Origin of the sequence: Tessaracoccus defluvii (assembly GCF_014489575.1) — a bacterium.
Classification (GTDB): domain Bacteria; phylum Actinomycetota; class Actinomycetes; order Propionibacteriales; family Propionibacteriaceae; genus Arachnia; species Arachnia defluvii.
In genome coordinates this window covers 2,672,999-2,690,760 of the sequence record NZ_CP060789.1, presented here as the reverse complement: position 1 = coordinate 2,690,760, position 17,762 = coordinate 2,672,999, and the positions used below count along the sequence as shown (strand labels likewise).

Sequence of the window (17,762 nt, the reverse complement as noted above, 5' to 3'; positions counted from 1 at the left end):
GGGTGGTTGGGCGAAGAGTCCGCGTGTCGTGCCATGATGGGCCTGCGTGAGGCTGTAAGGCCCGCCGCATACGCTCGGGAGGAACTGTATGAGCACACGCTCGTGGAGGGCAGCGATCGCCCTCGGCCTGGCCTTGACCATGATGCCGCTGGCAGGTATCGCTGACGAGACGACACCGCCGAGTGCAGCCTCGCCATCGGCGCCACCCGCGACGGAGCCTTCTGAGCCGGGGACGGAGTCGCCGAGCGGCCCCCCTCGGTCACGGAGACTCCCGCCACAGAGACTCCCGCTACTGAGACACCCACCGTGGAGACACCCGCCGTGGAGACGCCCGAGGCCGAGGCCGCTCCTCCTGCCGTCGAGCAGGTCCCGGTGGCGCCGGCCGCCGTCGCTGTCGCTGGCTCGGGAACCATGGAGCTCGGCTCGTCGCCGGCAGGGTTCCCTCTGCGGGGGACGTACCACTTCACGGGAACCGCTGACCCCGGCACTGATGTGACGGTGTGGTGGGACGCCCAGCCGTCCGGTGGCTGGCGGGTCTTCGGAACGACGACGGCCGACGCCGACGGCGCGTGGAGCCTCGATCGGTACATCGGCAGCGTCGCAGCCTTCCGCTTCGTCGCGACTGGGGGCAACGTGCCGGACGCCGACGGCTGGACCTCCGAGGTGGCCTACGCCAACGCCGGCTCCTCCAGCGTCCTCCGGGTGACCTCGTCTCCGACCGGTTTCGCCGTCGGCTCGCACTATGTCTTCACCGGCACCGCGACCCCGCGGAGCAAGGTCACCGTCTTCTGGGATGTGCAGCCCTACGGCGGGTGGCGCGTTTTCGGGACCACCACCGCCGACGCCACGGGCGACTTCCGCATCGTGGTTCCCCTCGGAAGCACGGGTAGGTTCCGCTTCACGGCGACCACGGGGAGCCAGCCTGACGCCGGGGCTCCCGGTGCCTGGCAGACGAACCCGAGCTACGTGAACGCGGTCCTGCCGGGCACCATCCCGGGCGTCCTGGGGGTCACCTCCTCGCCGTCGGGGTTCTACGTCGGCCACAACTATGTCTTCACCGGCCGCACCACGCCGGGTATGCCCGTGACCATCTGGTGGGATGCCGCCCCCTTCAGGAACTGGCGCGTCTTCGCCACGACTAGGGCCGCGGCCGATGGCTTCTACCGCGTGGTCATGCCGATCGGCAGCGCCGCGCAGTTCAAGTTCGCCGCCAGCAGCGGCCACAACCCTGACACCCGCACCTCTGACGGGTGGCAGACCGCTGCGGTGCCGCTTACGGCGACGGTCTACGTGCCGCCGACGATGACACTCGACGCCCGCTGCAAGACCGGCCGCGTCATCTGCATCTCCAAGGCGCAGAACAAGCTGTCGTGGGTGGTCAACGGCCAGATCCAGTTCGTGCTCGACGCCCGCTTCGGCTCCTCCAAGCTGCCGACCCGCAACGGCTCGTTCAAGGTCACCTGGAAGTCCCGCAACCACGTCTCGAGCATCTACGGCTCCGCCATGCCGTTCTCGCTGTTCTTCGACGGTGGCCGCGCGGTCCACTACTCCCGGTCCTTCTACGAGTTCGGCTGGGCCGGAACCTCGGCCGGTTGCGTGAACACGCGCGACTACGAGATGACGGGCAAGCTGTTCGACCTGGCCCGGGTGGGCGACAAGGTGATCGTCTACTGACGCATCGCACAGGCGAAAGAGCCGGGGGCGGCGACCGATCGGTCGCCGCCCCCGGCTCTTTCAGCGGACGGCCCGCCTACGGGTTGACGATCCTCGCGCCGTCGGCGAGACCGTAGTAGTCCGCGATGGCCTGCTCGTAGCGTTCCAGATAGAAGGCCCGCGAATACGCCATGGACGGGTGCGGCAGGAGTTCGGGGATCTGGACCTCGAGGGCGCCGGTGGCGGCCGCCGCCTCCAACGGGGCGACGATGCGAGTGTCGACGAAGTGGCGGTTCTGCGCAGCCCCGACCCGGGCCAGATCGAACCACAGCAGCGCCGGGGTGACCAGGGCGAGCGCGACGAGGGCCGAGGCCTCGGTGGAGGACCTCCGCGACAGCCAGGGGACGGCCAGCGTGAGGGCGGCAAGCGTCAGCAGCGCCAGAGGGACGAACTGGGTCCGGCTCAGCGAGCCGCTGGCGAAGGGGAACAGGCCCGACCCGACGAAGGCGACCCAGACGAGCAGCGGGCCATGACCGAGCGACTTCGAGGCCTTCAGCAGGGCGAACCCGACGGCGAGGAAGGCGATCACCGTCACGACATCGACGAGCAGCACCCATCGCAGTGCGGCGATCTCCAGGGTGGCGTACCGGTTGCGGTAGGCGCCGCAGACGAGGGCGAGCGCCAGCATCGTGCCGGAGCCGGTCAACAGCGCGCGACGAACGGGCCTCTCGGTCCCCGGCTGCAGCCCGTGCAGGGCGAGGGCCGCGATGAGGACCAGCCAGACGGGCCAGGCCCGGGTCCAGAGGCCGGGCACGGAGGTGGCCATGCCGCGCAGCGTCGCCAGCAGGAAGCCGTCGCCGCTGTTGTCCACCACGAGGCTGGACCGGTTCCACAGCCCTCCCGCCGACATGTGGACCGCGAAGGCGGCCGCGGCGGCACCGACCAGGGTCCAGAGCTTCGCTCCGAGGCGGCCCGCGAGTGCGACGACGACGGCCAGCGCCGCCAGGAACATGGCGCTGGAGGTCACCTCCTGCAGCGCATCGGTGAGGACGACGAGCACCGCGCCGAGCCCGACCGCCCACCAGGGAAGGTCACGACCCCCAGCAGCGTGAGGAGGAGAGCCAGCGAGCCGGCAAGCATGCCGAGCGGGAGCGTGTAGTTGATGGCGGCCGCGGTCCACAGGATGACGTCGCCGGTCAGTGCGGGCACCAGCCAGCAGATCATCGGCACCACGCTCAGGCCGGCGGCGAGCAGCCACACCGGCATCCTGCGCAGGCCGGCGGCAGTGCGCAGCAGCAGCGCCAGTGCGGTGCCCACGGCGGTCAGCATGACGGGGGCGAAGAGCGGGTAGAACCACGGCCCGGGCCGCAGGACGAGTCTCAGCACCCCGTCGGCGAGGCGGCCATTCCGGTTGCCCCAGTCGTCGGCCAGCGAGGCCCACCAGTAGGCAGCGCTGAACCTGCCCCCGGACGAGGAGGGGTCGGCGATGAACAGGTAGTCATCGCCCGACAGAAACCAGTGGCGGTGCAGAAGCCCCCACGCCAGCAGGCTCGCAAGAAGAACGGACGCGATGCCGATCCTGCGCCGTGCCGGCGTGGGGGTCAGTGTCACCGGATGCGGACGAACTCGTTCGTCTGGGCGGAGGTGATCATGGCTTCGCAGACCTCGACGACGCGGGCGCCCTGCTCGAGGGTGACGATGTCGTTGTCCTTGCCCAGGACGGCGTCACGGAAGTTCTCGTGCTCGACGCGCAGCGGCTCCGGCTTGGCGATCGCGAACTTCGTCACGTCGCCCTCGGTGACGCCCTGGAACTGTGCCAGGTCGTCCCACACGTGCAGGCTCTGGCCGTTCGCGTAGAACGTCAGGTCGGCCGTCAGGGTGTCCGCGACGAACATGCCCTTCTCGCCGGTGACGATCGTGAGGCGCTCCTTGGTCGGCGTCAGCCAGTTGACCAGGTGGTTGCTCATCAGCGACCCGGACAGGGTGCAGGTGGCCGACACCATGTCCTCGTGCTCGCGGCCGGACTTGTACATGGTGCGGGCGCCGACCCACTCGTACTGACGCTGGGTCACCCAGGCCGTCAGATCGATGTCGTGGCTGGCGAGGTCCTTGACCACGCCGACGTCGGCGATGCGGTTCGGGAACGGGCCCTGACGGCGGGTGGAGATCTGGTACAGGTCGCCCAGGTCACCCGCCTCGAGGCGCGCGCGCAGGCTCTGCAGCGCGGGGTTGTACCGCTCGATGTGGCCGACCGCGCCGATCACACCTGCCGCCTCGAAGGCGGTGGCGAGGGCGCGGGCGGCCTCCGTCGTCTTGGCCAGCGGCTTCTCGATCAGGGCGTGGATGCCCGCAGCGGCAAGCTTCAGCCCCGCCTCCTCGTGGTACTCCGTGGGGAGAGCGACGACGGCGTAGTCGATGCCGGCCTCGATCAGCGCGTCCACGTTGGGCAGAACGTCCAGCGGGCCGGCGACGCCGTGAGGATCCCCAGGGCGTCGGCGACGGCGACGAGGTCGACGCCGTCGATCGCGCGGAGGTTACGGGCGTGGTGACGGCCCATCATTCCGAGGCCGATGAGGCCCGCGCGCAGGTTCGCCATCATGCACCGGCCTTCGTGAGGGCGTTGACGGCCGTCACGATGCGTTCGAGGTCGCCCTGGCTGAGCGAGGGGTGGACGGGCAGCGACAGGCACTCGAGGGCCGCCTGCTCGGTGTTCGCCAGGTGCACGTCGCGCTGGAACGGCTTCAGGCGGTGGTTCGGAACCGGGTAGAACATGCCGGAGCCGATGTTGTACTCCTCCTTCAGCGCCTTCGAGAGACCGTCGCGGTCCTCGGCGACGCGGACCGTGTACTGGTGGTATACGTGCACGGCGCCCTCGGCGACCTGGGGGACGACGACGCCCTCGAGGTTGCTCGACAGGAACGCGGCGTTGTCCTGACGCTGCTTGGTCCAGGCGCCGACCTTCGTCAGCTGCACACGGCCGATGGCCGCGTGGATGTCGGTCATGCGGTTGTTCAGGCCGACGACCTCGTTGTGGTACTGCTGCAGCATGCCCTGGTTGCGGTAGAGCCGCAGGTTGCGCTCGATGTGCTCGTCGGCGGCGGACACCATGCCACCCTCGCCCGACGTCATGTTCTTGGTGGGGTACAGCGAGAACATCCCGAACGTGCCGAAGGCGCCGACCGGGGTGCCGTTGAGCGAGGCGCCGTGGGCCTGCGCGGCGTCCTCGAAGAGCTGGATGCCGTGCTTGTCGGCGATCGCGCGGAGCTGGTCCATCTTGGCCGGGTGGCCGTACAGGTGGACGGGCATGATGGCGACCGTCTTGTCCGTGATCGCGGCCTCGACGGAGGCCGGGTCGAGCGTGAAGTCGTCGAGGGCGATGTCCGCGAAGACGGGGGTGGCGCCGGTCAGCGCGACGGAGTTCGCCGTCGCGGCGAAGGTGAAGCTCGGGACGATGACCTCATCGCCGGCCTTCACGCCGCTCGCGAGCAGGCCGAGGTGCAGGCCCGACGTGCCGGAGTTGACGGCGACACAGGCGCGGCCGAGGCCGAAGTGCTCCGAGAACTCGGTCTCGAACGCGGCGACCTCCGGGCCCTGGGCGATCATGCCCGAGCGCAGCACGCGGTCGACGGCCTCTCGCTCCTCGTCGCCGATGATCGGCTTGGCCGGCGGGATGAAGGATTCTGTCATTTCGCTTCCTCGGTGAGTGAAAGGGTCTCGCCCTCTTGCACGAACGTGTCCCCCGTGTGGGGATCGATGAAAGTAAGGTCGCCGGTCTGCTCCAGCGGGAAGCCCGAGCGGCCCACCCACTTGATGCGCCGGGCAGGGACGCCGGCCACGAGTGCGAAGTCGGGCACGTCCTTGGTGACGACCGACCCGGCGGCGACGGTGGCCCAGCGGCCGATGGTGACGGGGGCGACACAGACGGCGCGGGCCCCGACGGAGCAGCCCTCGCGCAGCGTGACGCCGACGGGCTCCCAGTCGTGGGCGCTCTTGCTGGTGCCGTCAGGGTTGATGGCGCGGGGGAACGTGTCGTTGGTCAGAACGGCGGCGGGGCCGATGAAGACCCCGTTCTCCAGGTAGGCCGGTTCGTAGACCAGCGCGTAGTTCTGGATCTTGCAGTTGTCGCCGACGTGCACACCGCTTCCGATGTACGCGCCGCGGCCGACGATGACGTTCTCTCCGATCTCCGCGCCTCCGCGCACCTGGGCGAGGTGCCAGACGGAGGAGCCGTCACCGATGGTGACTCCGTCGTCGAGGTCGGCGGATGGGAGAATTCTGGCCTCTGCCATGTAGTCACTCCTAGCTTGGATCGTGCGTCAGTCTAATACGGGTGCCTTGCCAGGCGCGGCAGGGCGTGGCTTGGTGCCGCGCGAGCCGAAGGGACCGAACCTGCGCGGCAGGTAGAGTTGCGGTCGTGAACGCTCGAATCAACCTCTCCTCGCCCGATGTGACGGCGGCGGAGTCCGCTGCGCTCCAGCGGGCCATGGCCACCGGCTGGATCGCGCCCCTCGGGCCGGAGGTGGACGCGTTCGAGGCAGAGCTCGCCGCGTACGCGGGCCGTGAGCATGCCGTCGCCCTCTCCTCCGGTACCGCCGCGCTGCACCTCGCCCTGCTGACGATGGGCATCGGGCCGGGCTCCGTGGTGCTGACGTCGAGCTTCACCTTCGCAGCCACCACCAACGCCATCACATACACCGGCGCCACGCCCGTGCTGATCGACGCCGACGCCGAGGGGGCCATCTCCATCGAGCTCCTGGCGCGCGCGATCGAGGATCAGCGGGCGAAGGGCGCGGACCTGCGCGCCATCGTCCCCGTCGACCTGCTGGGCCACGTCGTCAACCACGAGGCCATCGCCGAACTCGCCGAGGCCAGCGGGCTGCGCATCCTCAGCGACGCCGCGGAGTCGTTCGGCGCGGTCCACAGCGGCCGACCGTCGGCCTCCTTCGGGGAGGCGGCAGCCGTCTCGTTCAACGGAAACAAGATCATGACGACGTCGGGCGGCGGCGCGCTACTGACCGACGACGGAGACTTCGCGCAGCACGTCCGGTATCTGGCCACCCAGGCGCGCCTCCCCGTGCTCCACTACGAACACAAGGACATCGGCTACAACTACCGTCTCTCCAACCTGCTGGCCGCCCTCGGTCGCGCGCAGTTGGAACGCCTGCCCGCCATGATGGAGCGGCGCCGCCAGCTGCGGCTCGCCTACAAGGCGCTCCTGGCGGACGTGCCGGGCGTGACGTTCTTCGCGCAGCCCGACGGTGCCGACGGCGGCGTCGATCACGACAACTTCTGGCTGACCTCGATCCTGATCGACCCCGCGGTCGCCGGCGTCACGAGGGACCAGCTGATCGCGCACCTCAGCGGGCACAACATGGAGAGCCGGCCGCTCTGGAAGCCGATGCACGCGCAGCCGGTGTTCCAGCACCTCGACTCGTACGTCGACGGTACCTCTGACCGTTTCTTCGAGCAGGGCGTCAGCCTGCCCAGCGGGTCGGTGCTCACGGATGAGGAGGTCGCGAGGGTGCTCGACACCGTCGGCGACTTCTTCAGGGCCGCGGCGTGAGGAGGCGCCCCTACGACCCGGTCAAGCGCGCCATCGACCTCGTCGTCGCCTGGACGCTGCTGATCGTCACCCTGCCGATCCAACTGGTCGTCGCGCTCGCCGTGCGGCTGCGGATGGGGTCGCCGGTGTTGTTCCGGCAGGCCAGGCCCGGCCGCGGCGGTCGCGTCTTCGAGATGGTCAAGTTCCGCACGATGCTCGTGGAGGACGAGACCCACATCACCGACGACGAGCGGATGACCCGGCTGGGCGCCCTCCTCCGCGCGACGAGCCTCGACGAACTGCCGAGCCTGCTCAACGTCCTCAAGGGGGACATGAGCATCGTGGGACCGCGGCCCCTGCTCCCCGAGTACCTCCCCCTGTACACGCCCCGGCAGGCCACCCGCCACGACGTGCGCCCCGGCGTGACCGGCCTCGCGCAGGTCAAGGGGCGCAACACCGTCTCGTGGGGGACCCGGCTGGCCTGGGACGCCTACTACGTCGAGCACCGCTCCCTGGCGCTCGACCTGCGGATCCTGTTCGACTCCGTCGCGGTGGTGCTGCGGCGGGAGGGGATCTCGGAGGAGGGTCAGGCGACCATGACCGACTTCGAGGGCGCGCCCGACGAGCAGGTCCGCCCCTGACGGGTCAGTTCCGCGACAGGCCTTCGATGCGGGTCATCACGACCTCCTCGTAGGCGAGCATCGCCCAGTCCTCCTCGTAGGCGCCGATGTTCGGCTCGTTCGCCTCGCCGGCCACGTTGCGCAGCAGCATCGAGGGGAAGTCGACGCCGCACTCATAGGCGTGCGGGTAGACGCCGCCGAACCGGGGGTTGACCTCCAGGAGCGAGTAGCCGTCGTCGGTGACGAAGAGGTCGATGTCGATGGCGCCCCGGAAGCCGGCGACCCGGCAGAAGTCGATCACGAAGCGGTCGAGCGCCGGGTCCTTGAAGGAGACGGACTTGTCGGCCGTTCCCGCCCGCATCCGCAGCTTCTTCTTGGCGAAGAGCGAGATGACCTCGCCGGTGATGAGGTCGATGTAGACGTCGACGTCGATCGCCTCGCCCGTCATCAGCTCCTGGACGATCATGTCGGGAGCCAGCGCCCACGCCTCGGCCAGTTCGGCCGCGTCGGTGACGGTGCGGATGTTCGCGGAGGCGGAGCCCGTCGCGGGCTTGGCGAACAGCGGCAGAGCGACGACGCCGGCCTCGAGGTCGGCCCGGAGCGTGGCCGCATCGGCCCACGTCCGCGGCGTGGGGATGCCGTTGTCGACGCAGAAGCGGTACATGTCCCACTTGTTGAAGCCGCGGTGGACGGCCTCGGCGGGGGAGATCATCGGGGTCACGCCGACGGCCCGGAACTCGTCGGCATGGTCGGCGAGCAGCGCCAGTTCAGGGTCGATGAGCGACAGGCAGGTGTCGATCGACTCGCGGCGGCAGATGTCGAGGATGGTCGGCAGGTAGTCCGGGTCCGTGATCCTGGGGACGACGTAGTGCCGGTCGGCCAGGTAGAGCGTCGGGGCGAGCTCGCTGCTGTCGGTGGTGACGACGTTGCCGCGGCCGGCCAGGGCCCGCTGGAAGTAGGAAACGAGCTTGCCGCGGCTTCCTGCGCTGAGGATGAGGACGTTCACGAGAGGCTCCAATCGTTTCCGGCCAGGTAGTCCGCCGCCGTCCAGCGGCGCCGGACCAGCTGCAGGCGGCCGTCGTCGCGGCGGGCGTAGACGGCGGGCAGATAGTTGATGAACAGCGGGTTGAAGGCCATCGTGTACGACCCGACCCGGAGGTAGATGACCTGATCCCCCTCGCGCAGCCGCGGCGCGTCGACCAGGGTCATCAGCCGGTCGTTGTCGAGGCAGGTGAAGCCCGAGATCACCTGCGGCGTCGCGGTCGGCTCCCCGGCGGTGATCAGGTCGTGTGCGTAGCCCGTCTTGCGGAAGAACGTGTCGAGGTTGGTGCGCGAACCGTCGGTGACGACGATGACGTGGTCCTGGACCTGCTTGGCGTCGATGACGCTGGTGTGGAAGTCGACGGGGACGGCGATGAGCGCGGCCCCCGGCTCGATGATCAGACGGGTGACAGCGGGATCGACCGCGTCGACGAGGACGTCGCGGATCGCCGTCAGATACTGCGTGGGCGTGGGGAAATCCGGGTTGTCGCCGCCGAAGAAACCGCCGCCGATGTCGAGGTAGTCGAGGCGCAGCGCGTGGTCACGGATCACGCCGACGGCCGTGCGGGCCGCCGAGCGGTACACGTCGATGCCGCGGCTCAGGCTGGTGACGTGCAGGTGCAGGCCGACCACCTCGACGCCCCCTGCAGCGAGGTACTGCAGGGCCTCGGTGAGGTCTCCGCCCTCGACGTGGAAGCCGAAGCGCAGCCCGTCCGGTCCGCTCGCCGTCGCGCCGGGGCACTCCGCGTCGACGTTCCAGTTGACCCGGACCCCCACCTTGACGGAGCCCGCGGGACGCTCGGCCGCCAGTTCGGTGGCCCAGCGCAACTCGCGCTGTGAGTCGAGATTGATCAGGGATCCCCCGTCGATGGCGCGGGCCAGCGCGGCGCGGGACTTCACGGGGCCGTTGAAGACGATCCGCTCCGGGGTGTGTCCGAGCGCGGTGGCCAGCTCGTACTCGTCGTCAGAGACGACCTCGGCCCAGACGCCCGCCGGCTCCATCCAGGCGACGACCCAGGGCAGCGAGTTGGTCTTGACGGAGTAGCTGACGATGCCGCCGGGCCAGACGTCGGCCATCGCGTCGGTGAACGACTCCACCTGCCTGCGCAGCGCCGGCTCGTCGACGACGAACGCGGGGGTGACGATGGTCTCGCTCACTCGGACTCCTTGGTAACTGATCACCCGGGAGTCTAGTGCCTGGACCGGAGCGTGCCCGGGGGTCGCGGCGCGGGGGCCTAGACTGTCCGGGTCAACCCGTGGGAGGTAGGTCCATGTCGAAGGCCATCGTGATCGAGCACTACGCCCAGCCCCGAGACCAGGGCGGCGGCACGCGACACGTTGATCTGTTCGATCGGCTGCAGGGCTGGGAGACGACCTTCGTCGCCAGCAACGTGAGTCACTACACGCAGAAGCCGTACACGACCAGCGATCCGCGCTTCGTGCTCGTGCCGATCCCGACGTACTCCGGCAACGGCGTCATGCGGATGCTGGGCTGGGGCGTCTTCGCCGCCGAGGCGACGGTGGCGTCGCTGACCAAGCCTGCCGACGTGGTCTACGGGTCGTCCCCGCAGCTGCTCGCCGCGGCGGCGGCGCTGCTGGTGGCGCGGCTCAAGGGCGCCTCGTTCGTGATGGAGGTCCGTGACCTCTGGCCCGAGAGCATCGTCGCGATGGGGCATCTGCGGGAGGGATCGCTCGTGCACCGGATCCTGATGGGTCTGGAGGGCACGCTGTACCGCGGCGCCGACCGGATCGTCGTCGTGACCCCCGGCTGGGAGGACCACTTCGAGGCGTTCGGCGTCGACCGGTCGCGGGTCGTCGCCATCTCCAACGGTACCGAGGCCGCCGACTTCGTCGTCTCCGACGACCGCGACACGCTCCGCCGCGAGTACGGCATCTCCGGCTACACCGCCGTCTACGCCGGCGCGCACGGCCCCGCCAACCGGGTCGACCTGACGCTGGATGCCGCGGAGGCGCTGCCGGACGTCAACTTCCTCATGATCGGATCCGGCTCGGAGAAGCAGTGGGCGATCGACGAGGCGGGCCGCCGTGGCCTGGGCAACGTCGAGTTCCGCGACCCCATCCCCAAGGCCGAGCTGCCACGGCTGCTGCGGGCCTGTGACGTCGGCCTGCACGTCATCGCGCCGCTGAAGGTGCTCGACAAGGGCATGAGCCCCAACAAGCTGTTCGACTACCTCGCAGCCGGGCTGCCGGTCGTGTCGAACGCGGCTCACCCGCTGCGTCGCGTCGCGGCGGACGGCGAGGTGGGCGCGATGGTCGGGCCCGAGGAGCTGGTCGAGGGCATCACGCGCGTCCGCGACGCCGACGAGGCGACCAGGCAGGCGTGGGCCGACAATGCCGTGGCGCTGCTCGACCGGTTCTCGCGGACAAGTGCGGCCGCGTCGCTGCAGGAGACGCTCGAGGCGGCCGCGGCCATGCCCCGCAGGCGCAGCTGGCTGAAGATCGGAGCCGTCGCGGGCGCCGCGCTCGGCGCCGTCGCGCTGCTGCGACGGGGAGGCCGCAGGCGCTGAACGGCTGCCCGGCCCCGGCCCGGGGTCAGTGCACCAGGACGATCTTTCCGACGTTGTCGCCGCCCACGAGGTGGGTGTGGGCCGCCTGCACCTCGGCGAACGGGAACCGGGTCTCGGGGCTCACCGCGATGGTGCCCGCGTCGATGAGCGGCCACACGGTCTCCGCCACCCGGGAACAGATCGCCGCCTTCTCGGCCGCGGGGCGGAACCGCAGCGACGTCGCGGTGATCGTGCCCTGCTTGGCCAGCAGCAGGCCGAGGTTCAGGGTGCCCTTGACGCCACCCTGCAGCCCGATGACGACCATCCGGCCCCGGCGGGCCAGCGACTTCACGTTGGCCTCGAGGTACTTGGCGCCCATGATGTCGAGAATGACGTCGGCGCCCTTTCCGCCGGTGGCCTCAGCGACGGCCGCGGGCCAGTCGTCGTGGTAGTCGATGGCGTGGTCGGCGCCGTGGTCGAGGCAGTGCCGCACCTTCTCGGCGGTGCCCGCCGTCGTGATGACGGTCGCCCCGAGCGCCTTGGCGTACTGGATGGCGAAGGTGCCGATGCCGCCCGCGCCGCCATGGACGAGGAACACCTCGCCTGCGGCCAGGCCGGCCACGTCCAGGTTGGACACGACGGTGGCCGCGACCTCCAGCAGTCCGCCCGCGGTGACCAGGTCGACGGAGGAGGGCGGGGCGATCAGCTGCCCGGCCGGCGCCACGAAGTACTCGGCGTAGCCGCCGCCGGCGAGCAGGGCGACGACCTCGTCGCCTTCGCGCCACTGGTCGACGCCGTCGCCGACGGCCGCCACGACGCCTGAGGCCTCGAGGCCGATGATGTCGGTGGTGCCGCGGGGCGGCGGGTAGTGGCCCTGGCGTTGCAGGACATCGGCCCGGTTCACGCCGGAGGCCACCGTCTTGACCAGCACCTCGCCAGGGCCGGGGGTGGGGGTGTCGACCTCGCCGACACGCATGGACTCCGGGCCACCAGGGGAATCGACGAGAACTGCACGCATGGCACCCAAGCTACCGGTCGGTCGAGACGGATGGCACATCACTACGTAGAATGCGGCCGTGGCTGGTCGTGTGTCCGGCAGGAAGAGGTACATCGCCGTGGTGTCAATGCCGGGAAAGCTCGGTCGGTGCGGGATCGCCGCCGCGCTCGTGGTCTCGCTGGGCCTGGTGGCGGGCCCCGCCTACGCGGACGAGACGCCGGAGCCGGCGGACCTCAGCGGAGAGCTCCTGCTCGATGAGGAGCGACCCAGTGCCGAGTTCCTGACGGACCCCGCAGAGGTGCTCGCGGGGATCGAGGACGGGCCAGGGGCCATGGCCAGGGCGAGCGCGGTCGTGACGGCGCCGCCGTTCGACCACACCTTCGTCATGACCGACTACGAGTTCTACCGCGCCGACGCGCTGAACGCGACCCAGATCCAGCAGTTCATCCAGGCCAAGGGCGCCGCCTGCACGACCACGGCGGACAAGACGTGCCTCAAGGATCTGGTGCTGCCCGTGACCAGCCTCCGCAGTGACCGGAGCGTCGGCTGCAAGCCCGTCGACTTCCCGGCGGGGACGAGGTCCTGGACGGCCATCGACATGGTGGCGAAGGCGTGTGGCATCAGTCCCAAGGTGCTCCTGACGACGATCCAGAAGGAGTCGTCGGGTGTAGCGCAGGCGAAGACGCCCGCGCAGTGGAACAAGATGATGGGCATGGGCTGCCCCGACGGCGGCACCTGCAGTGAGAAGTTCGCCGGGTTCGAGAAGCAGCTCTACTTCGCCGCTGACCGGCTCTACGCCTACCAGACCTGGACGACTTACCCGTTCATCAGGGCCTACCTCGGTGGCCCTCCGGCCAAGCCTCTCGATGCCGGCGCCGAGGCGTTCGTGCCGAAGTCGATGGCCACGGCTTCCCTGTACACCTACACCCCGTGGATCAGCAGCAACAGGCTGTTCTACACGGTCATGAAGGGCTACTTCCCGGAGGCGCTCATCCGTGACGAGGCCCCCGTGACCCTCCGCTGGGGCGGCCAGGACCGGGTCGACACCTCGCTGATGATCTCCCAGGAGCAGTGGAGCGCCGCCACCGCCAAGAAGGTCTACATCGCCCGGGCCGACATCGCCGCGGACGCCCAGGTCGCCGGCATCCTGACCAACGGGCCGATCCTGCTCACCAACCCGCGCTCGGCCGCCGTCGAGGTCCGCGCGGAGATCCAGCGGCTGGGCAACCCCGAGATCGTCGTCGTGGGTGGAACCGGGGCCGTCTCCGACGCCGTCGCGACCTACTACTCCGGGGGCAGGGCGTATACGCGCCTCGCCGGCGACAGCCGCGCGGACACCTCGATCGCCGTCTCCCGGTACGCGTTCCCCGCTGGTTCGTCGCCCAGGAGCGTCTACCTGACCGACGGCTTCGGCCCGGACGGGAACGGCGGTCCCGACGGCGTGGTCGGCGGCGTGCTCACCGACGGCCCCGTCCTCCTGGTCAATCCCCGCTCCGGCGTATCGCCGGAGGTCCGTGCCGAGATCCAGCGGCTCAAGGGACTCGGCGCCGGTTCGGTGTTCGCGCTGGGCGGCGCCGCGGTCGGCCATCCCTCGAAGGGAAGCTGTTCGGCGCCACCCGGTACGAGACGGCCGTCGAGATCGCCAAGCGGGCCTTCCCGTCCGGGGCCACCTCCGTCTATGTCGCCAACGGGGACAGCTTCGTCGATGCCATCGCCGGCGGCACCGTCACCGATGGTCCGATCCTGCTGACCAAGCCCGCCGGGCCGACCCCGGAGGTCTGCGCGTACGTGAAGCAGACCAAGCCGCGGCGCGTGGTCGCGCTGGGCGGTGTCGGGGTCGTTCCCGAGTCGACGCTCCAGGCTGTCGCGGACTGCGCTTCCTAGTCCTCCGGCATGCGGAGCACCCGCCGGGAGGTGAAGGTGCTCCGCGTCCCGTCGACGGGATCGTCGAAGGTCAGCGACCGCGCCAGCAGCCCCAGCGGGGTCCCGAAGTCGTCGACGGGTTCGTCGAGCACCTCGGGGTACAGCTGATCCCCGTGGAGGGGAAGGCCCAGCGAGTTGAAGTGGGCCCGGATCTGGTGCGTCTTTCCGGTCAACGGCACGACGTCGTAGCGGGCCCAGCGCCCCCGGACCTCCAGGATGTCGATGTCGGTGAACGCGTTCGGCGGCAGGTCCAGCGTCTCCGCCTGCAGCGTGCCGACCCGCTTCGTCAGGTGCGACTCGACGCGCAGCGGGAACACGCATGCGGGGTCGAAGGGGGCGATGGCCTCGTAGCGTTTCGTGACCCTGCGGTCGGCGAAGAGGCCCTGGTACGGCGCCCGCCACCGTTTCTCGGTGGTCAGCAGCACGACGCCGGCGGTGGCCCGGTCGAGCCGGTGCGCGGCGGAGAGTTCGGGCAGGTCGAGCATCGTCCTGGCCTTGACGACGACGCTCTGCACGATGTGCCTGCCGCGGGGGATCGTCGACAGGAAGTGCGGTTTGTCGACGACGACGATGCGGTCGTCGCGGTACAGGACGGTCAGCTCGCCGGGGACTTCCGGCTCGTCCCGCAGGGTCCGGTGGAACCAGACGAACGTGTGCGGCCGGTACGGCTCGCTGCCGGTCCACGGGAGACCGGCGTCGTCGACGAAGGCGCCGGCGGCCAGCATGGCGTCGACATCCTCGGGCGAGGGCGCGAGCTTGTGGACGAGCCAGTCGCGCATCGTGGGCCAGGGCAGCGGGTCGGCCGGGTCCCGGTCAGGTGTGCGGACCCAGGCGGCCTGCAGCCCGTGACGGGGCGGCAGTGGCGAGCGGGGCGGCATCTGTCTCCCCTCCGGGTCCGGTGGCGGCGAGGGTGGGATTCGAACCCACGGAGAGTTGCCCCTCGGCCGCTTTCAAGGCGGCTGCACTAGTCCACTATGCGACCTCGCCAGTCGGGGGCAACTCTAGCGCCTCCGCCGACGCCGACCGCAGCCACCACGCCGCAGCGGGGCGCCGGTAGGCTGCCGTCATGGCAGCTACGTCGTACCTCATCCAGCCCCCGCCGCCCGTGCGGGCCTTCGCGGTCGCGGCGGTCGCGGCTCTCCTGGGGCACTTCTACTCGTGGTGTCGCTGTCGTCCGGTTGGCACGTCGCGTTCGCCGTCATCGGTGGGGTGCTGCTGGTGGCCGGGCTCGCACTGACGGCGCTGGCCCTCTACGTCATGCGGCAGGCGACGCTGCGCCTGACGCTGAGGGAGGACGGCTACGCGGTCACCGGCAACGGGACCCGCCTGGAGGGTGCGTGGCGCGAGGTGACCCGGGTGACGGCCACGAAGGAACGTGAACGGCTGACCATCCACCATCACGATGACCGCCGCACGAACCTCGTCTTCCCGATCGCGCAGAACTCGCAGATTGACGACGTCATCGCCGACGTGCGGGGCCGGCTCGACGCCGCCCGCTTCCGCGACTGAGGACTACTCCTCCTCGGTGTCACCCCGCCAGGCGCACGCGTTCGCGACATCCTGGTTGCCCTCGGCGACACCCGCCTCGTTGGTGACGGGGGCCGACGGGTCTGCCGACGACGACGTCGCCGTCGAGGTGGCTGATCCCGTCGCCGCCGGGGCGCTGGTGGCCGGGGCCGGGGAGACCGGGTTGTCGGACGCGTCCACGGCGGCGGCGACCGCCGCGTGCATGGCGTCGTAGTCCGGGTTCGACGAGCTGTAGCCGTTGAGGCCGGGCGTGAACACGACACGGGTGGTCGAGGCGTCCTTGACCCGCAGCGCCAGGGTGATCATCGCCGACAGGTCCTCCTGCGGGATGTCCGTCTGGATCATCTTCGCCCCGGCGTAGGCGATCGCCTCGAACCGGCTCAGCAGGTTCGTCGGGTTCGCCTGCTTGATGATGGCGTCGACGAGACACGACTGGCGGGCCATCCGGTGGTAGTCGTCGCTGCCGTAGCGGCCGCGGGCGAACCAGAGGGCGTCGACGCCGTCCAGGTGCGCGTCCTTCTCGACCTCCAGCCAACCCGACGGCGGGATCTTCTTGTCGGTGTTGCCGCCGATCGGGATCCGCTCGTTGATGTTGACGGTGACGCCGCCCATGGCGTCGACGAGTTCCGAGAGGCCGTCGGTGTCGAGCATGAGGAAGTAGTTGATCTCCAGGCCCGTGATGCCCTGGATGCCCTGCTTGAGGGCCTCTGCGCCTCGGAAGGTCTTGCCCTCGAGCACGTGGGGGCGGTTGAGTTCCACCTCGGCCCAGATGCCGTTGACCATCCAGTCGGCGGCGGGTTCACCGCGGAATCCGCGCGGGAACTCCTTGTCCATCTCGCTGCCCTCGGGGAACGGCGTCGTCGGGACGTTGCGGGGGATCTGGATCAGGATGGTGTCGCCGGTCGCCGTGTTGATGGACGCGACCATGATGGTGTCGGTCCGGATGCCGTACTGGGCCACCATCTGCTCGCGGCCCTTGTTGCCGTCGGCGCCGAGCAACAGGATGTTCAGGCGGGGCACGTCCTGCCACGGGTCGACGGCGACCTCCGGCGGCGCGAGCGTGACCTGGCCGTTGGCCGTGATGTCCTCGCGCTTCTTCATGGCGGTGTTCAGCGCCGCCGAGGCATCGCTGGCGTAGCGGGCGCCGACGGCGGTCGGCGCGGCGACGAGGAACGTCAGGCTCGTCACCAGCATGGCGCTGACGAGGCGCTTGCCGCCGCTGAGCCCCTGGGGGCGGGTGGCGAGGTGGGTCACCAGGATCAGGAGGACCCAGACGAGGCCGATCGCGATCGCGGCCCCGCTGATGACCGGCAGGTAGGCGGGGTTCGCGACGGCGCCGAGGATGTTCGGATCGGTGAGGGCCCGGTAGGCGAGGTAGCCGAGGCCGCCGAGGGTGGCGAGCGAGGTGAGGGCGCCGAGGAGCTTGAGCCCGATGGGCTTGGCGCCGAGCAGGCCGACGCCGGGGAGCACCGTCGAGGCGGCGGTCAGGCCGAGTGAGGTGCGGAGGTGGGCGCGGCGCTGGGACTCGGCGAGGGAGGCGGGCTGGGCGTGCGCGCCGCCGGCGCCGGGGGCGGGCGGGTCACGGAAGAGGGAGAGGGCGGCTGCGGCGACGACGTGATCGGTCCCGTCGACGGGGCCAGTGGTCCCCTTCGAGACGCCCTCTTCGGTCCCGTCGGTCCCGTCGGTCCCCTTCGAGACGCCCTCGTCCCTCGGGCTCCTCAGGGACCCTCCGGGTCCTGAGCCTGTCGAAGGGTCGGGTCCTGAGCTCGTCGAACGGGCGCGGAACCAGCCCGGCGACCCCAGCCCCAGATCGGGCCTCTCGACCGTCGCCTCCGGATCGTCCGCGGGGGATGACATCGGCTCCCGCGACGGTACGTCATCGTCCGGGTTGAAGGCGCGGCGCGGCCGCGGGGCTTCTGTCATGTGGGCCTCCTGCCCGTCAAGTCTAACCC

Annotated in this window: 16 protein-coding genes, 1 tRNA gene and 1 pseudogene; 7 read left to right on the top strand and 11 right to left on the bottom strand. The window is 70.2% G+C overall.

Annotated elements, in window-relative coordinates; genetic code table 11:
• Positions 1–306: 306 nt before the first annotated feature.
• Positions 307–1,674, top strand: a complete 1,368-nt coding sequence (locus H9L22_RS19025; protein ID WP_226965849.1) for a L,D-transpeptidase — start codon at positions 307–309, stop codon at positions 1,672–1,674.
• A gap of 76 nt (positions 1,675–1,750) precedes the next feature.
• Here H9L22_RS19025 and H9L22_RS12785 read toward each other — a convergent pair whose 3' ends face one another.
• The 5 genes and pseudogenes from H9L22_RS12785 to H9L22_RS12765 all read right to left on the bottom strand — a co-directional run bounded on the left by H9L22_RS12785 (position 1,751) and on the right by H9L22_RS12765 (position 5,942).
• Positions 1,751–2,713 carry a DUF6056 family protein gene (locus tag H9L22_RS12785; protein ID WP_187720260.1) on the bottom strand — a complete coding sequence of 321 codons (963 nt, stop codon included), beginning with the start codon at positions 2,711–2,713 and terminating at the stop codon, positions 1,751–1,753.
• Complete coding sequence (locus H9L22_RS12780) at positions 2,677–3,264, bottom strand: hypothetical protein (RefSeq protein WP_187720259.1); 588 nt, start codon at positions 3,262–3,264, stop codon at positions 2,677–2,679. The genes H9L22_RS12785 and H9L22_RS12780 overlap by 37 nt, the downstream gene beginning before the upstream one ends.
• A pseudogene (locus H9L22_RS12775) lies at positions 3,261–4,249 on the bottom strand (Gfo/Idh/MocA family protein). Before H9L22_RS12775 ends, H9L22_RS12780 begins: the two are co-directional and overlap by 4 nt.
• A complete protein-coding gene (locus H9L22_RS12770) occupies positions 4,249–5,340 on the bottom strand; it encodes a DegT/DnrJ/EryC1/StrS family aminotransferase (protein WP_187720258.1) in 1,092 nt (363 codons plus the stop codon). The pseudogene H9L22_RS12775 and the gene H9L22_RS12770 overlap by 1 nt, the downstream one beginning before the upstream one ends.
• Positions 5,337–5,942, bottom strand: coding sequence for an acyltransferase (locus H9L22_RS12765; protein ID WP_187720257.1), 606 nt, complete (start codon positions 5,940–5,942; stop codon positions 5,337–5,339). Before H9L22_RS12765 ends, H9L22_RS12770 begins: the two co-directional genes overlap by 4 nt.
• Before the next feature lie 125 nt (positions 5,943–6,067).
• Between H9L22_RS12765 and H9L22_RS12760 the strand changes: the two genes are divergently transcribed.
• Both H9L22_RS12760 and H9L22_RS12755 read left to right on the top strand, forming a co-directional pair.
• Positions 6,068–7,216, top strand: coding sequence for a DegT/DnrJ/EryC1/StrS family aminotransferase (locus H9L22_RS12760; RefSeq protein ID WP_226965848.1), 1,149 nt, complete (start codon positions 6,068–6,070; stop codon positions 7,214–7,216).
• Positions 7,213–7,836, top strand: a complete 624-nt coding sequence (locus H9L22_RS12755; RefSeq protein WP_187720256.1) for a sugar transferase — start codon at positions 7,213–7,215, stop codon at positions 7,834–7,836. Before H9L22_RS12760 ends, H9L22_RS12755 begins: the two co-directional genes overlap by 4 nt.
• A gap of 4 nt (positions 7,837–7,840) precedes the next feature.
• Here the strand turns inward: H9L22_RS12755 and H9L22_RS12750 are convergent, their stop codons facing one another.
• A complete protein-coding gene (locus H9L22_RS12750; RefSeq protein WP_226965847.1) occupies positions 7,841–8,821 on the bottom strand; it encodes an ATP-grasp domain-containing protein in 981 nt (326 codons plus the stop codon).
• Positions 8,818–10,014, bottom strand: coding sequence for a type III PLP-dependent enzyme domain-containing protein (locus H9L22_RS12745; protein WP_226965846.1), 1,197 nt, complete (start codon positions 10,012–10,014; stop codon positions 8,818–8,820). Before H9L22_RS12745 ends, H9L22_RS12750 begins: the two co-directional genes overlap by 4 nt.
• 113 nt (positions 10,015–10,127) lie before the next feature.
• Between H9L22_RS12745 and H9L22_RS12740 the strand changes: the two genes are divergently transcribed.
• Positions 10,128–11,384, top strand: coding sequence for a glycosyltransferase family 4 protein (locus tag H9L22_RS12740; RefSeq protein WP_187720254.1), 1,257 nt, complete (start codon positions 10,128–10,130; stop codon positions 11,382–11,384).
• Positions 11,385–11,409: 25 nt separating this feature from the next.
• On the opposite strand, the gene H9L22_RS12735 is transcribed toward H9L22_RS12740, so the two are convergent.
• Positions 11,410–12,381, bottom strand: coding sequence for an NAD(P)H-quinone oxidoreductase (locus H9L22_RS12735; RefSeq protein WP_187720253.1), 972 nt, complete (start codon positions 12,379–12,381; stop codon positions 11,410–11,412).
• 58 nt (positions 12,382–12,439) lie between these two features.
• Between H9L22_RS12735 and H9L22_RS12730 the strand changes: the two genes are divergently transcribed.
• Positions 12,440–14,110 (top strand): cell wall-binding repeat-containing protein, encoded by a 1,671-nt coding sequence (locus tag H9L22_RS12730; RefSeq protein ID WP_187720252.1) that lies wholly within the window; start codon positions 12,440–12,442, stop codon positions 14,108–14,110.
• Entirely contained in the window at positions 13,999–14,244 is a 246-nt protein-coding gene (locus H9L22_RS20505; RefSeq protein ID WP_226966319.1) for a cell wall-binding repeat-containing protein, read from the top strand. The genes H9L22_RS12730 and H9L22_RS20505 overlap by 112 nt, the downstream gene beginning before the upstream one ends.
• On the opposite strand, the gene H9L22_RS12725 is transcribed toward H9L22_RS20505, so the two are convergent.
• Together H9L22_RS12725 and H9L22_RS12720 are read right to left on the bottom strand one after the other, a co-directional pair.
• The gene (locus tag H9L22_RS12725; protein WP_226966318.1) at positions 14,241–15,062 is read right to left on the bottom strand and encodes a pseudouridine synthase; all 822 of its coding nucleotides are present in this window, start codon (positions 15,060–15,062) and stop codon (positions 14,241–14,243) included. The two genes, H9L22_RS20505 and H9L22_RS12725, sit on opposite strands and share 4 nt — an antisense overlap.
• 120 nt (positions 15,063–15,182) lie before the next feature.
• Positions 15,183–15,270 (bottom strand) — tRNA-Ser (locus H9L22_RS12720).
• Between the two features lie 174 nt (positions 15,271–15,444).
• Between H9L22_RS12720 and H9L22_RS12715 the strand changes: the two genes are divergently transcribed.
• Positions 15,445–15,792, top strand: coding sequence for a hypothetical protein (locus H9L22_RS12715; protein ID WP_187720250.1), 348 nt, complete (start codon positions 15,445–15,447; stop codon positions 15,790–15,792).
• A 3-nt stretch (positions 15,793–15,795) separates the two neighbouring features.
• Here the strand turns inward: H9L22_RS12715 and H9L22_RS12710 are convergent, their stop codons facing one another.
• Entirely contained in the window at positions 15,796–17,733 is a 1,938-nt protein-coding gene (locus H9L22_RS12710; protein ID WP_187720249.1) for an LCP family glycopolymer transferase, read from the bottom strand.
• Positions 17,734–17,762: the final 29 nt, after the last annotated feature.